Source organism: Bacillus rugosus (assembly GCF_023238245.1).
Classification (GTDB): domain Bacteria; phylum Bacillota; class Bacilli; order Bacillales; family Bacillaceae; genus Bacillus; species Bacillus rugosus.
Genome location: NZ_CP096590.1, coordinates 3,267,663 through 3,281,976, shown reverse-complemented (window position 1 = coordinate 3,281,976; position 14,314 = coordinate 3,267,663). Strand labels below are relative to the sequence as shown.

At 45.2% G+C, this 14,314-nt stretch carries 15 protein-coding genes and 1 riboswitch; of the genes, 12 read left to right on the top strand and 3 right to left on the bottom strand.

Going from position 1 to position 14,314, the window contains the following annotated elements; translation table 11 throughout:
* The first annotated feature begins 74 nt into the window (after positions 1-74).
* Positions 75-214: riboswitch (cobalamin riboswitch) on the top strand.
* 105 nt (positions 215-319) lie between these two features.
* The 11 genes from M0696_RS16720 to liaR all read left to right on the top strand — a co-directional run bounded on the left by M0696_RS16720 (position 320) and on the right by liaR (position 10,333).
* The gene (locus M0696_RS16720; RefSeq protein ID WP_166848532.1) at positions 320-1,264 is read left to right on the top strand and encodes an ABC transporter substrate-binding protein; all 945 of its coding nucleotides are present in this window, start codon (positions 320-322) and stop codon (positions 1,262-1,264) included.
* Positions 1,227-2,288: a FecCD family ABC transporter permease gene (locus tag M0696_RS16715; RefSeq protein ID WP_166848535.1), complete on the top strand. Its 1,062-nt coding sequence runs from the start codon at positions 1,227-1,229 to the stop codon at positions 2,286-2,288. Before M0696_RS16720 ends, M0696_RS16715 begins: the two co-directional genes overlap by 38 nt.
* Positions 2,288-3,613 carry an ABC transporter ATP-binding protein gene (locus M0696_RS16710; RefSeq protein ID WP_222142450.1) on the top strand — a complete coding sequence of 442 codons (1,326 nt, stop codon included), beginning with the start codon at positions 2,288-2,290 and terminating at the stop codon, positions 3,611-3,613. The genes M0696_RS16715 and M0696_RS16710 overlap by 1 nt, the downstream gene beginning before the upstream one ends.
* Positions 3,614-3,634: 21 nt before the next feature.
* Positions 3,635-4,216: a cob(I)yrinic acid a,c-diamide adenosyltransferase gene (locus M0696_RS16705; protein WP_222142007.1), complete on the top strand. Its 582-nt coding sequence runs from the start codon at positions 3,635-3,637 to the stop codon at positions 4,214-4,216.
* Between the two features lie 175 nt (positions 4,217-4,391).
* On the top strand, positions 4,392-5,660 hold the full coding sequence (locus tag M0696_RS16700) for an MFS transporter (RefSeq protein WP_166848540.1): 1,269 nt from the start codon (positions 4,392-4,394) through the stop codon (positions 5,658-5,660).
* 161 nt (positions 5,661-5,821) lie between these two features.
* Positions 5,822-6,202, top strand: coding sequence for a cell envelope stress-induced membrane anchor protein LiaI (gene liaI, locus M0696_RS16695; protein WP_248602188.1), 381 nt, complete (start codon positions 5,822-5,824; stop codon positions 6,200-6,202).
* Between the two features lie 26 nt (positions 6,203-6,228).
* Positions 6,229-6,909, top strand: coding sequence for a stress responsive protein LiaH (liaH, locus tag M0696_RS16690; RefSeq protein ID WP_248602187.1), 681 nt, complete (start codon positions 6,229-6,231; stop codon positions 6,907-6,909).
* Positions 6,910-7,009: 100 nt separating this feature from the next.
* Positions 7,010-7,882: a LiaG family protein gene (gene liaG, locus M0696_RS16685; RefSeq protein ID WP_248602186.1), complete on the top strand. Its 873-nt coding sequence runs from the start codon at positions 7,010-7,012 to the stop codon at positions 7,880-7,882.
* Positions 7,883-7,915: 33 nt separating this feature from the next.
* Positions 7,916-8,641: a LiaRS two-component regulatory system accessory protein LiaF gene (gene liaF, locus M0696_RS16680; protein WP_248602185.1), complete on the top strand. Its 726-nt coding sequence runs from the start codon at positions 7,916-7,918 to the stop codon at positions 8,639-8,641.
* Entirely contained in the window at positions 8,638-9,723 is a 1,086-nt protein-coding gene (liaS, locus tag M0696_RS16675; RefSeq protein WP_222142002.1) for a two-component system sensor histidine kinase LiaS, read from the top strand. The genes liaF and liaS overlap by 4 nt, the downstream gene beginning before the upstream one ends.
* Positions 9,698-10,333 (top strand): two-component system response regulator LiaR, encoded by a 636-nt coding sequence (liaR, locus tag M0696_RS16670; protein ID WP_003240766.1) that lies wholly within the window; start codon positions 9,698-9,700, stop codon positions 10,331-10,333. Before liaS ends, liaR begins: the two co-directional genes overlap by 26 nt.
* A gap of 7 nt (positions 10,334-10,340) precedes the next feature.
* On the opposite strand, the gene gerAC is transcribed toward liaR, so the two are convergent.
* Genes gerAC through gerAA form a run of 3 tightly spaced genes read right to left on the bottom strand, consistent with a single transcriptional unit; the run spans position 10,341 to position 13,973 of the window.
* Entirely contained in the window at positions 10,341-11,462 is a 1,122-nt protein-coding gene (gerAC, locus tag M0696_RS16665) for a spore germination receptor protein GerAC (RefSeq protein ID WP_248602184.1), read from the bottom strand.
* Positions 11,459-12,556 carry a spore germination receptor protein GerAB gene (gerAB, locus tag M0696_RS16660; protein WP_166848562.1) on the bottom strand — a complete coding sequence of 366 codons (1,098 nt, stop codon included), beginning with the start codon at positions 12,554-12,556 and terminating at the stop codon, positions 11,459-11,461. The genes gerAC and gerAB overlap by 4 nt, the downstream gene beginning before the upstream one ends.
* Positions 12,525-13,973 (bottom strand): spore germination receptor protein GerAA, encoded by a 1,449-nt coding sequence (gene gerAA / locus M0696_RS16655; protein WP_222142000.1) that lies wholly within the window; start codon positions 13,971-13,973, stop codon positions 12,525-12,527. The genes gerAB and gerAA overlap by 32 nt, the downstream gene beginning before the upstream one ends.
* Positions 13,974-14,089: 116 nt before the next feature.
* On the opposite strand from gerAA, the gene M0696_RS16650 reads away from it, so the two are divergent.
* On the top strand, positions 14,090-14,275 hold the full coding sequence (locus tag M0696_RS16650) for a YvzF family protein (protein WP_248602183.1): 186 nt from the start codon (positions 14,090-14,092) through the stop codon (positions 14,273-14,275).
* The last annotated feature ends 39 nt before the right edge of the window (positions 14,276-14,314 follow it).

The following is a 14,314-nucleotide window of genomic DNA, read 5'->3' as shown; positions in this document are numbered from 1 at the left end:
TACATCAACGGGGAAAAGTCATTCAGGGCGATATACAAGCCTGTCAGTCATATAGTATAATTACTCCGAAAAAAGGATACGAATGTCAAATAGGTGCCGGTCTGTGAACAACAGCCGGCTTAATAGGGAAACCGGTAAAAGCCGGTGCGGTCCCGCCACTGTAATTGGCCATAGCGTCAAGAGCCAGGATACCTGCCTGTTTGATCAGCACGAAGTCTGCGAGGACAGATGATGTGTAAACAATAGGCTTTTTTTTGTTGTTTACAGCATCTTTACCATCGTAGAGATGCTTTTTTTAGTTCACTTAGGAGGAAAGGTTATGAAAAAACTAGCCGGAATATGGACTGCGCTTCTGCTGGCTGCCGTTATGATAGCAGGCTGTGGCAATACTGCGGATCAGAAGGATTCCAAGGCAAAACAAAAGACAGAAGCGTTCCCTGTCACCATTGATGATGCGTCGAATCAAGATGTGACCATCACAAAGGAGCCGAAAAAGATTGTATCATTAATGCCGAGCAACACAGAAATTACATACGCTCTCGGCCTCGGCGACAAAGTGGTCGGTGTTACCACAAACGATACATATCCAAAGGAAGTCAAAAAGGTTGAGAAGGTCGGAGATATGAATGTAAACGTTGAAAAAGTCATTTCTCTAAAGCCGGACCTCGTTCTTGCCCACGAGTCTTCCATGTCAGCGTCAGCTGATGCCATCAAACAGCTGAAGGACGCGGGCATTACGGTGCTGACTGTCAATGATGCACAATCATTTTCCGAGGTGTACAAATCAATCGAAATGATCGGAGAAGCTGCCGGGGCAGAGAAAAAAGCCGATCAGCTCGTGAAAAGCATGAAATCAGATTTGCAGGATATTAAAGAAAAAGCAAAAACCATTTCAAAAGACGAAGAGAAAAGCGTATTTATCGAGGTTTCTCCTGACCCTGACATTTACACAACCGGAAAAGACACGTTTATGAATGAAATGCTGAATGTCATCCATGCTAAAAACGCAGCAGCGGACCAAACAGGCTGGGTGCAAATGACAGACGAGGCGATCGTAAAACTCAATCCTGATGCTATCGTTACAACAGACGGAGTGAAAGCGAAAGCTGTGGAAAAACGTGACGGCTGGAGCGACATCAATGCTGTGAAACATCACCGTGTGTATGATGTGGATCCTGATCTCGTGACACGTTCCGGTCCCCGTCTGATCGAAGGGGTCGAAGAACTTGCGGAAAGCATTTACCCGGATACGTTTAAGGAATAATCGTTATGCCGCATATATCATCGGTTTCTTATTTTTAGCCGTGAGCGTCACCTTAGGAATTTCTTGCGGCAGCCTGCAAATTCCTATTCCCGCTATCTTTCGTGTCTTTTGGCATGAAGGCTTCGGCGGTTCTATCGGCTCTGGTGACCCGATGTACACAAATATTATGCTGAATATCAGACTGCCGAGAGTTGTGCTGGCCGCCCTTGTGGGGGCGGCTCTTTCTATCGCAGGGGCCGCTTTTCAGGGGCTGTTGAAAAATCCGCTTGCTGATCCCTACACGCTCGGTGTTTCATCAGGTGCTTCAGTCGGAGCGGTGGTAACCCTGTTCTTTAGCTTGCAGCTTCCTGTCATTGGAGGGTTTACACTCCCGGTTGTGAGTGTAGCCGCGGCACTTGTCACGATTGCGGCGGTCCTTTCCTTCAGCCGCCTCGTCCATGCTTCGATGTCTGTTTCCACCCTCATTTTGACCGGTGTCATCATCAACTCATTTTTGGGCGCATTTATTTCTCTAATCATTGCCCTGACAGGCGACAACCTGCTTCCGATTGTGCACTGGCTGCTTGGCAGCGTCTCGATGAGGGGCTGGAGCTATGTTATTCTGTTTCTGCCGTTTTTTCTTATGGGAACGATTATACTGATCATCAATGGAAGAGAGCTGAATGTGATGACATATGGAGAAGACAAAGCAAAGCTTCTCGGAGTCAGTGTCCAGCAGAGAAAAATGCTGATTTTGATAGCAGGCTCTCTTTTGACGGGAAGCGCTGTGGCTGTGTCAGGCACGATCGGCTTTGTCGGTCTTGTGATCCCGCATATCACAAGGCTATTGTGGGGAACGGACCATCGGCACTTACTGCCGCTGTCCGCCTTGCTCGGAGCAGGTTTTCTCGTTTTAGCCGATCTGCTTTCCAGAACGATCATTGAGCCGATTGAACTGCCGATTGGGATTATTACGTCTTTGGCGGGGGCGCCTGTTTTCGCTCTTATTTTAATTCGGCAGCACCGCGGGGGGAAAAGCTTATGATAAAGGCAGAAGGGCTATCGGGAGGATATGGGGACAGCAGGCTGATCAACAATGTCAGCCTAACAGTGGGGAAGGGGGAATTTCTTGGTATACTCGGCCCTAATGGGAGCGGAAAAACCACCCTTTTGCACCTGCTGACAGGTACGCTGCCTGCCAAGAAAGGCAGTGTTCATCTGGCTGGCAAACCACTGGCAGATTATAAACCGAAGGAACTGGCGCAAATCATGGCCGTCCTGCCGCAAAAAACGGATCAAGCCTTTACCTTTACCGTCAAAGAAACGGTAGCCTTCGGCAGATATCCATTCCAAACAGGACTGTTCAGACAGCAGACTGAAAAGGATGAAGCGATTGTACAGGAAGCAATGGAGCAAACAGGAGTGGCCGCTTTTGCGCAAAAATCGATCCGCGATCTAAGCGGAGGGGAACAGCAGCGGGTGTATTTAGCCCAGGCTTTGGCGCAGCAGCCGCGAATTTTATTTTTGGATGAGCCGACCAATTTTCTTGACCTGGCTTATCAAAAAGAACTGCTTGATCTCATCAGACGCCTGACAAGAGAAAACGGATTGGCAGCTGTCAGCGTTTTTCATGATCTGAATACCGCAAGCCTGTACTGTGATGAGCTCTTGTTTATGAAAAACGGTACAGCCGGGCCTAAGCAAAAACCGGAATATGCTCTCACAGAACATCACATAAAGGCGGTGTACGATACAGATGTCACCGCCTTGTTTCATCACAGCTTGCCTAAACCGATGATTGTGATTCAGCCTGAAAAAGACAGCGTAAAGCAGCGGCCTATCCCATTTGAAGCATTGCTCCAAGCGGGGAGCGATGCCATTCTGCTGCAAACGGAAATCCCGCTTCGTACATTGTCCTCAGCGCCTATAGGTGCAGGGTTCTCGTGGAGCAGGACGCTGATCCATAAACGGCTGGAAGTTCAGGAAGATCCTGTAGAAGGGCTTGCGGTTTATGTGTCAGAAAACGGTTTTCATCTGCCGGAAACGTGTGCGATGGCTTCTCCAAAAAGGCTTGACCGCTTCGTGTATCAGACGTATGAAGATGGAGAGATATCCATTACAATATGCGTCATGACCAGCTTTTCGATCTGGATTTTGATCAACGGCTATGCGGCAGATCAATTCTTCGTCAAAGCTCTTATGGCCGCCGAAGCCGAACGGATGAAAGTGCTGGGAGACGGACGGGCAGAGGGTGATATTCTCATCGCCGCAACACAAACTGAGCAATCTCAAAACACAGAACAGCTGAATCAATTGATACAGAAAGGGACAGCTGAATGTGTAAAAAAGGCGGCAGAGCTGTTTGAATAAGTCTGTAAAGGAGACTGATGTATGAAACTATATACAAAAACAGGCGATAAGGGACAAACGAGCTTAGTTGGAGGCAGAACAGACAAGGACAGCCTCCGCGTCGAAAGCTACGGCACGATTGACGAGCTGAACAGCTTTGTCGGGCTTGCTTTGGCAGAGCTTTCCGTGCAGCCCGGCTTTGAAGATTTAACAGCCGAACTGCTGACCATCCAGCATGAGCTGTTTGACTGCGGAGGCGATCTGGCAATCGTCACAGAAAGAAAAGACTATAAACTAACGGAAGAATCCGTTTCCTTTTTAGAAACGCGCATTGATGCCTATACTGCAGAAGCACCGGAACTGAAAAAATTTATTCTTCCGGGCGGATCGAAGGGTGCTTCGCTTCTCCATGCGGCGCGCACCATTACAAGACGGGCGGAACGCCGAGTGGTGGCGCTGATGAAATCGGAGGAGATCCATGAAACAGTGCTGCGTTATCTCAATCGTCTGTCTGACTATTTCTTTGCCGCCGCACGGGTTGTGAATGTGAGATGCGGCATTGACGATATAGAATATGAAAGAAGTGCTATTGTGTTTCGGGACCAAAACAGCAGCAAATCATAAAAAAAGAAAACGAAAGCCGGCGTGTTCAAATACGTGCCGGCTTTTTTGTTTTTCATTCTGTCAATCTCCTATTTTACGACAAAAAATGAACCTTATGAATTATTGACTGAAAAATGGAAAAATGAGATATTGTAACAAATAGATGTAAAAAATAGGCAGTGGGGGGCTCTGATAGATGGTGAATTTAATTGAAAGTGATAGCATCTGGAAGAGAAATTTCAATTATCTTTTTTTCTCAAGAATAGTTAAGATATCCGGCGATATGTTCGCATTTAATTCAATATTATGGTTTTTAATTTATGACGGCAAAGGTGCGATCGGCACTGCTTTATTGATTGCTGTTACTTTTTTGCCGGAAGCAGTGCTAGCGCCTGTGACGGGCCCTTTCATGAAACAGAATACGCTGAAGTTTTGGATGTACTTTTCAGATCTGACGAGGGCTGCGATTGTATTGATTATTCCTCTTTGTCATTTTGCGGGCTTCTCTCCGCTGTGGTTTGTCATGACACTTATGATTGTGCATTCTGCTACAGGGGCTGCCTACAATCCCGCCTCCATAGCTTTGATTCCCCAAATCGTAAATGAACAGGGCATTCAAAAAGCAAACGCTGTGCTCCAATCCTCCGCTCAAATTGTCCGGCTCGGAGCTGTCACGTTATGCGGCGCTTTTCTTACATTTATCAGCCCTTCTTATACAATGCTTATCGCACTTGTTCTCTATTTGGTTTCTGGTTTACTCGTCCTTTTTATTAAGTACACTGCGGTTGAATCTCAGTCAGAGTCTGCTGCTGTTAAGCAGCGAGGCACATATATCGGCAGACTGAAACGCGGTTTTACACTCGTGAGAAGACATCAGATTTTATATCCGCTCGCCATTTATTGTATCTTTATGAATTTCGCGGCTGCCCCTTGGGAAGCGCTCTCAGCCGTTTACGTTGCGGAAGATTTAAACGGCCAGCCGATCGTTTACTCGCTTTTAAAGGCCACCACCGCCGCAGGCGCCTTTTTATTGGGATTTGTGCTGGCGAAAGTCAAAGTAAACAGATACGGCCTGTTATTTGTAACTGCCGGCATTATTGAAGGATTCGCTTTCTTTATTACCGGTATGAATACCTTTTTGCCGCTCGTCTTTCTCGCTGCGTTTACCTTTGGCGCCGCAGTCAGTGCTGTTAATGTTCCAGAGTACACGATTATCCAGACATCTGTGGATAGTGAGGATCAGCCGCAGGTCTACGCCGTTATACATATGATCTCAAATATTTCCATACCTGCCGGCGCTGTCATTTGCGGGTATGCAGCAAACGCCTTTGGTTCAGGACCTGTGATCGCTGTTGGAGGGGTTGTCGAAATTATTGCGGGTATCGGCATTTTGCTGTTCACAAAGCTGGCTAAAGCAGAACGGTCCGACCTGATCAAAGAAAGGGAAGCAAGTGTTCATCTATAAAGGGTTTTGAAACGCCATGCCTCGTGCATGGCGTTTTTTTGTGTCCATAGGTCTGGCACGAGATACGACTCCGGTCTTATATAAAAATCAATCTCTGATTCGTTTTGCGCAAATGCTAATTTGTTTAAGATGAAGACAAGGAAAACGAAAGGAGGATCTGCATGAAGATAAACAAGAAAACAATAGGCGGATTCTTATTAATTGTATTTGGGATCTCCGTCTTTTTTGGAGGAGGAAGCTTCGGCTTTATCATCCCGCTCGCCATCGGGAGCTTAATGACATACGCAGGAATCAAAAGATTTGCTGCAGGAAAAACGATCACAGGAATTATCTTGGGCGGTATCGGAGCGATCATGCTCATCTGTTCACTTCCGTTTGTCGTCGGAATTGCGCTGGCGGGCGCTATGGTGTATTACGGCTGGAAGCTCATGAAAAACGGATCAGCTGATAACGGTGTGTCATCTTTTGATCCTGAACCGGCTTCGGCTGCCTACCAATCTCATTTTGATGACGAATGGGAAGAATTTTTGAAGAAAAAATAATATCAGCATATTAGGAGGAATCAGGTATGGTATTAAAAAGAATCAGAGACATGTTTGTTGCGTCAGTTCATGAAGGTCTTGATAAAATGGAGAACCCAAAGGTGATGCTGAATCAATATGTCCGTGATATGGAAAGTGACATTGCAAAAGCAAAACAAACAATTGTGAAACAGCACACGATTGCCTATCAATTCAAGAAAAAATATGAGGAAGCAGCTGAAGTGGCTGGAAAACGCCAAAATCAGGCACAGCTTGCATTTGACGCAGGTGAAGAAGACCTGGCGAAAAAGGCGCTGACTGAAATGAAGTATTTAGAAGGGAAGGCGGCTGAACATAAAGCGTCCTATGAACAAGCGAACAGTCAGCTGGCTGATCTGAAAGAACAGCTGGCTGCACTTGAAACAAAGCTGCAGGACGTAAAGGATAAAAAGCAGGCGCTGATTGCCCGGGCAAATGCCGCGAAAGCAAAAGAGCATATGAATACGACCTTTGACAAAATTGACAGCGAAAGCGCGTATCGTGAATTTTTGCGTATTGAAAACCGTATTGAAGAAATGGAAACCCGCGCGGATTATTCAAAGTCAGCTGAAGCCGGCACAGAACTCACACGCAAAGAATTTGCAGACGATGTAGAAGCAGAGATTGAAAAAATGCGGACGCTCTCGCTGCAAAAATCAGATCAGGCATCACCAGCAGCAAATGAATAAGCGGAACGGGGAAGGATTTGCGGTCAAGTCCTTCCCTTCCGCACGTATCAATTCACAGGCTTTTCCTTTATAATAGAATGAATGAGAAGGATGAAATCGAATGAAAAAAATGCTGGGCAAACTGTTGATCACTGCCGGTATTCTAATATTTTTCGCCGTCGTCGTAAAAGACGTGTTTGCTGCAGGCTTGGGTTTCGTAAACGGCACAGAAGCCGATTCAGCCAGCGCATCGCCGCGGGACATCGACAGCGTAGTCATTGTGTCAGATAACAAGGATGTCCGGATCATAGCAGAAGAACGAAATGACATATCAGCAGGCATTTCAGGAGACTCAGGAAAGTTATTTGTTACTGAAAACGGAAGAAAGCTGGAGCTGACCGCAAAGGAAAAAGAATTTCAATTTTTGAATGGGTTTAACCGTTCTTTCCTTGTTGTCCGTATTCCATATGAGTATAAAGGGGATCTGACGGTACGCACCTCAAGTGGTGACGTGTCAGTGGACGGGGATCATCATCTTGCGCTTACCGGATTGAACGCAGTGTCTGCGAGCGGAAATATGAGAGTGACGAACGTCCGCCTTCAAGATCTGAAAGTAAAGGGATCATCCGGAGATGTTTCCATTACAAATACCACCTCTAAAACAGCCGGCATTGACTTAGCTTCAGGAGACGCAAACTTGGCTGATGTATCAGGCTCTCTTGATGTAAAGATGACTTCAGGAAACCTTGATGCGGCACTGAAAAAGGTAACGGGTCCTGTATCTGTCACACTGACAAGCGGTGATGCGGATTTGAGCCTTCCCCAAAACGGCAGCTTTACAGTCACTGCAAAATCAGCGAGCGGGGACGTCAGTTCGCCGTATTCATTTGCTGATACAGCACATAAAGAACATCATCAAATCACAGGCTCGCAAGGAAGCGGCCGGCACCAAATCGATATCAAAACGGACAGCGGGGATCTAACGATACGGTAGCATTAGGCAGAAGAAAGGAGGCGGACACCAGGAATGACAAAAAAACAGCTTCTCGGATTGATCATTGCTTTATTCGGCATCAGCATGTTTTTGCAAATTATTGGAATAGGCGATCTGCTGTTTTGGCCGCTCTTTTTTCTGATTGCCGGCTATTTCTTAAAAAGATATTCCCGTGATTGGCTCGGTTCCGTCATGTACATCTTTGCCGCATTTCTATTTTTGAAAAACCTCTTCAGCATAACCTTTAATTTATTCGGCTATGCGTTTGCCGCATTTTTGATTTATGCCGGCTACAGGCTTGTCAAAGGAAAGCCAATATTTGAACCGAATGAAAAACGGATCGATCTCACTAAAAAAGAACGGCATGATCCGCCAAAAGATGAGAAACATCCTGACATGCGCAGCTTTTTTATCGGAGAGCTGCAAATGATGAAGCAGCCGTTTGATCTGAATGATTTAAATATCTCTGGTTTTATTGGTGATATCAAAATCGACTTGTCTAAAGCGATGATTCCCGAGGGGGAAAGTACAATCGTCATTAGCGGAGTCATCGGAAACGTTGATATATATGTACCATCAGACCTTGAAGTGGCCGTCAGCTCGGCTGTGTTTATCGGAGATATCAATCTGATCGGCTCGAAGAAAAGCGGATTAAGCACGAAGGTATATGCCGCGTCATCCGATTTCAGCGAGTCAAAGCGCCGTGTCAAAGTGTCCGTTTCCTTATTTATCGGTGATGTGGATGTGAAGTACGTATGAGAAAAAAACTGCTTGCCAGCCTTCAGTGGCGCGCCATCCGCATGACAACGGGGATCAGCCTGCTTCTTTTTGCCTGTTTGATTTCCTTTATGATGTTTTATTATCGGCTCGATCCGCTTGTTTTGCTGTCATCAAGCTGGTTCGGAATTCCGTTTATCCTGATATTGCTGCTGATCAGCGTGACGGTCGGTTTTGCCTCAGGGTATATGTACGGCAACCGGCTGAAGACAAGGGTTGATACATTAATCGAATCGATTTTAACGTTTGAAAACGGCAATTTTGCTTATCGAATTCCGCCGCTTGGAGATGATGAAATCGGCCTGGCCGCCGATCAGCTGAATGAAATGGCGAAGCGCGTCGAGCTTCAAGTCGCTTCCTTGCAGAAACTTTCCAATGAACGTGCGGAATGGCAGACGCAAATGAAGAAGTCGGTTATATCAGAAGAACGCCAGCGATTGGCAAGAGATCTTCATGATGCAGTCAGCCAGCAGCTTTTTGCAATATCAATGATGACATCAGCTGTGTTGGAACATGTCAAGGATGCTGATGATAAAACGGTCAAGCGAATCAAGCTGGTCGAGCATATGGCAGGTGAAGCCCAAAATGAAATGAGGGCGCTGCTGCTCCATTTAAGGCCTGTTACCCTTGAAGGAAAAGGGCTGAAAGAGGGGCTTACGGAGCTTTTGGACGAGTTCCGGAAGAAACAGCCGCTTGATATTGAGTGGGATATTCAGGACACGCCGATATCCAAGGGGATGGAAGATCATTTGTTCAGAATCGTTCAGGAGGCCCTTTCAAACGTATTCAGACATTCAAAAGCCTCAAAAGTATCCGTGATTCTGGGCGTAAAGAACAATCAGCTCCGGCTGAAGGTGATTGATAACGGAAAAGGCTTTAAAATGGATCAGGTGAAAGCATCCTCATACGGCTTGAACTCTATGAAAGAACGTGCAAGCGAAATCGGCGGGGTCGCCGAAGTGATTTCAGTTGAAGGAAAAGGCACACAAATCGAAGTGAAGGTTCCGATTTTTCTGGAAGAAAAAGGAGAGAACGAACGTGATTCGAGTATTATTGATAGATGATCATGAAATGGTCAGAATGGGGCTCGCGGCTTTTTTGGAGGCGCAGCCCGATATTGAAGTCATCGGCGAAGCATCTGACGGCAGCGAAGGCGTACGTCTTGCTGCGGAACTGTCGCCTGATGTCATTTTAATGGATCTTGTCATGGAGGGCATGGATGGCATTGAAGCCACGAAGCAAATTTGCCGGGAGCTTCCAGACCCGAAAATTATAGTGCTCACAAGCTTTATTGATGATGACAAAGTGTACCCGGTCATTGAAGCTGGCGCGCTCAGCTATCTATTGAAAACCTCAAAAGCGGCGGAAATCGCCGATGCCATCCGTGCCGCAAGCAAGGGAGAGCCAAAGCTGGAATCAAAAGTGGCGGGAAAAGTTTTATCCCGGCTGCGCCACTCAGGTGAACACGCGCTCCCGCATGAATCGCTTACGAAACGGGAGCTCGAAATTCTCTGCCTGATCGCAGAAGGAAAAACAAACAAAGAAATAGGCGAGGAACTGTTTATCACCATTAAAACAGTCAAAACCCATATCACCAATATTTTATCAAAGCTGGATGTCAGTGACCGGACACAGGCAGCGGTATACGCACACCGAAATCACCTCGTAAAATAGGTGTCCGCTATTTATTCGCGCCTTTCGTCCCGAAGTCTCTGACAACCACATTGACCCGGTAGTCTATTTCCGCATTGCTGAAATAATCATCATCCCATTTTCTTGAGATCTTTTTCCACTTTTGAGGATAATGAATTCTAACCTCGTTTCCCAGCCCTGTTACATCTGCTTTGATATCTTTCTGCAGTTTGCCTGTAATAAATGCTGTTACTGTTTCTTGTAATCGTTTTTCGACTGTCTTTTCAATATCTTTGATATATGAATCCTTAAATGAATCTTCATTCGGATTCCAGTCCTCTGATAAACGACCTTCAATATTGCGTGTGACGGTGAATTTGAACTTTCCGTCCTTGTAGTCTGTCTTGATCTTGCGATGGCTGGAGTACACTTCATAAGAAAAAAGATTGCCATTATGCCTCATATCAATGACGCCTCCTTCGACAGTGCCTGTAAACAAGTTAATATTTTGTACCTCACCCGGTGTTAAATTCCGGTTCCATAATTTATCTTTGATGATAGTAGCCCCGTTTATCGCGAGTTTGCCGTTTTCCTCACCGACATGAGGGATGAGGAATGAATCGTCAGAGGTCAAGTGTTCTGAAATCTCACCCAATGTAACAGGCTCCATCATTCTGATCGTCACCGAGTTATTCTCTGTCAGATCATAAATCACATTAGATGCGGGCTCTCCTTGATCATTCATTTTAAATATATCCTTAGTTCTGCCATCGGTGACAAAGACGTACGAACTCCTCCTTGTTCCGTTGTCTCTGACAAACTGGTTAATGATCGCGTCCATTCCAATATGGTCCGAAATCACGCTTTTGGAAAGCAGAATGAGACGCAAATGCTGTGAAAACGTAGGGTTATGTTTTAATGCAGATGTTCTCATCATTTGATGGACAGTTTCACCCTTAGTGACAGCAAGCTGTGTTGGGTCAGACGAAGAGCCTTCCTTGGTACTGATTCTTTTCGGCACGAGAATCTGCTGTGTCAGTTCTAAATTTTTGTCATCCGGCCTGTCTAAGCCAACACCGATGATCAGGCTTAATTCCTCAATATTCCGGCTGTCCCAGCATCCGGTCAGCAATAGGGTGCATATAAACATACTTAAAATCCGGATTTTCATTTTGCTGTAAACCTCCTTTTGAGAGCTACAATGAAAAACAGAATGAAGGGAAGCAGAAATAGGCCGACGAAAATGTATCCAAGATAATCGCTATACATCATGACCTGATTGGCGTCATCCGGCCATAGAGAAAAATAATAGACAGCCGCGCCGATGAGCACCATGCTTTTTTTAGTTGATAATCCGAACGTCTTCTTCAGCCCGTTAGCTGCAAAATATCCGTAAATGACAAACGTTGTGAAAAATTGGATGATCCAGACGACCAGCAAAAACGATTCAAACCGTTCAATGAATATTCCTTTGAGCTCAAAGGACTGAAAGAGAGAAATCGTCGGCCAGATCAGCGTTTTCACCTCAGGAGCGGTCAAAGCCCCAACAACGATGATATACGTCAGGATATATAACATAATCGGAATCAGAAAGCCGAAAGCCGCGTATCTGAATGTGTATTTCTTTTTCTTCATATGTTCAGGAAGAAACAGCATTATTTCCATTCCTAAGAAAGAAATGGAGACAACAGTCAGGGAATTCGCAATGGGTCCAAGACCTTCGCCTAAAACAGGGCGCAAATTACTGATGTCAAAAATTTTAAAACTGATCCCAAACACAATCAGTAAAATAATAATCGTTACCATTAAATAAAAGGGAAACAGCCGCGACACATCACTTAACCCTCCAACAATTAAATAAATGCCGCAGCAGATAAAGGTTAAAATAATGACCTGAATCGGCGTCTTCTCCAGCAGGAAAAACTTTACCATTTCAGCCATCGCCCTGGTTTCAAAGCTGGCCACTCCGATAAAATAACAGCAGATCAAAAGGCCGAAGATGCTGCCGATCCATTTCCCAAGCCCTTCCTGCAAATACTCAAATAGAGAAGAGTACTGATGTTTTTTTTGAATGAGCGTGTTTAAATAAATGAAAAGGATAAAAATGACACCTTCTAATATCAGCGATATCCAGCCGTCAGGAGTATTAGCCTTAGTGGTCAGCGCTCGCGGCAATGTTAAAAGACCGGCACCAAGCATCGTATTTGCAATAATAGCAATACCTTGGAAGGTATTAAGTTTCAGTGGAGTCTGTTTTTGGCTCATTTGGATTATTCGCCTCTTTTGGTTTGTTTTTAATTGGGAGACGGATAATGGAATCATCCGTATTTTTCAGGCTGAAGAATCCGTTTGGCGAAAAATACGGAGATCCAAAGCTCGTTTGTCTCGTTAGATGCGTATAAATCACAAGCATAAATAAAATAATCCCGTACAGCCCAAGAATAGCGGCGGAAAACATCGAAATAAAACGCAGCACCCGGAAAGACAGACCCATTCCGTATTGGGGAACGGTAAAGGATGCAAGGGCAATGACGCTGACAACGATGACCATAATCGAACTGACGAGATTCGCCTCTACCGCCGCCTGTCCGATGACAACGCCCCCGACGAGCCCGATTGTCTGGCCGAGCGGATTGGGGAGGCGGAGCCCGGCTTCCCTCAGCAGCTCAATGGTTACTTCCATCAGCAGAGCTTCAAATATCGGCGGAAACGGCACGTTTTCCCTGTTTGCCGAAATCGTGACGGCGAGCGCGGTCGGCAGCAGCCCTTGATGGAAGGAAACGAGTGCGATATAAATCGATGACAAAAACAAGGTGATGAAGATAGAAGCAAAACGCAGTGACCGGATAAGAGATGCTGAAATCCAGCGTTCATAGTAGTCATCTGGTGACTGCATCAGGATACCGAGAGAAACCGGGACCAGCAGCACAAATGGTGAACTGTCGACCAAAATGGCCACACGGCCGTTAAACAGGGCCGACGATACCTTATCGGGTCTTTCAGTATTTTGAATCTGCGGAAACGGCGAATATTTATTATCTTCAATGAGCTCCTCAAGCGTTCCGCTGTCCTGGATATCCTCCAGTTGGACATTTTTAAGCCGCGCTTTTACTTCTTTTATGACGAACTTTTTTGCTTTGCCCTCAATGTACATAATGGCCGCCGGCTTCAGCTTGTTTTTGCCGATCATGATTTTTTTGGTGATTAACTTCGGATGAGAGGTTCTTTGTCTAATCAAAGCGAGATTTGTATCGATATCCTCTACAAACGCAACTTTTGGTCCGCGAACCACTTTCTCAGTTGTCGGCTCTGTCAGGCTTCTTGTTTTTTTCTTTCCTGTAGATAGAATATAGACTTTGTCCAATCCGTTGATAAACACAGCGCACTTACCGCTGAGAATGGACTCGACCGTTTTTTTCGCGGTTTCAACAGGTCTTGCGTCAAGCTGGTCAAGGCGTTTTTTGACTTGGTCAAGCGTAAGGGTATCTTCATCTTTGATTAAGGTTTTAATCGATTCTGCAACCTTCTTCTGATCATTCAGTTCACTAAAATAGAGATAGTAAAAAACAAGACCGTTGGAGAGCATTTTTTTGTTTTTCACCAGATCATCGTTTTCTTTTAATTTTGGAAGTACCAATGCTAAATTATCGTGTATATATTCCTTAAACTCTGTTTGTTCCAACGAGGTCACCTCTTATCCAAAACCTTAGTAGAGGTTATCTTTTCCTGTTAAAAAAATGATATACTGTGTTAGAGTATTTCATGGTGTAAGTTTTTTATGAAAGCGGAGGATACGAAGTGGCACAGGTAAGGCTTGCTGGAAAACAAGAAGAAATAGAACAGCTCATCAAATCATTTGAAAAGCATTATGATGTCTCTTATACATCAAAGGAGTATGGCAGGACGAATCCGAAGTACAAATATTCAAAGGGTTCCCGTGTGTATCTTGAATTAAAATTAAAATCTGCCAAGATCGAAAAATAAAAAGGATTTTTTATTTTACTGGCGAATTATGATCTATTG

What these genes read in the sequence shown, in the direction of transcription:
- liaS (WP_222142002.1), top strand. Translation starts at nt 8,638, where the DNA reads ATGAGAAAAAAACTGCTTGCCAGCCTTCAGTGGCGCGCCATCCGCATG.
- gerAC (WP_248602184.1), bottom strand. Translation starts at nt 11,462, where the DNA reads ATGAAAATCCGGATTTTAAGTATGTTTATATGCACCCTATTGCTGACC.
- liaH (WP_248602187.1), top strand. Translation starts at nt 6,229, where the DNA reads ATGGTATTAAAAAGAATCAGAGACATGTTTGTTGCGTCAGTTCATGAA.
- liaF (WP_248602185.1), top strand. Translation starts at nt 7,916, where the DNA reads ATGACAAAAAAACAGCTTCTCGGATTGATCATTGCTTTATTCGGCATC.
- liaG (WP_248602186.1), top strand. Translation starts at nt 7,010, where the DNA reads ATGAAAAAAATGCTGGGCAAACTGTTGATCACTGCCGGTATTCTAATA.
- liaI (WP_248602188.1), top strand. Translation starts at nt 5,822, where the DNA reads ATGAAGATAAACAAGAAAACAATAGGCGGATTCTTATTAATTGTATTT.
- M0696_RS16700 (WP_166848540.1), top strand. Translation starts at nt 4,392, where the DNA reads ATGGTGAATTTAATTGAAAGTGATAGCATCTGGAAGAGAAATTTCAAT.
- M0696_RS16720 (WP_166848532.1), top strand. Translation starts at nt 320, where the DNA reads ATGAAAAAACTAGCCGGAATATGGACTGCGCTTCTGCTGGCTGCCGTT.
- M0696_RS16705 (WP_222142007.1), top strand. Translation starts at nt 3,635, where the DNA reads ATGAAACTATATACAAAAACAGGCGATAAGGGACAAACGAGCTTAGTT.
- gerAB (WP_166848562.1), bottom strand. Translation starts at nt 12,556, where the DNA reads ATGAGCCAAAAACAGACTCCACTGAAACTTAATACCTTCCAAGGTATT.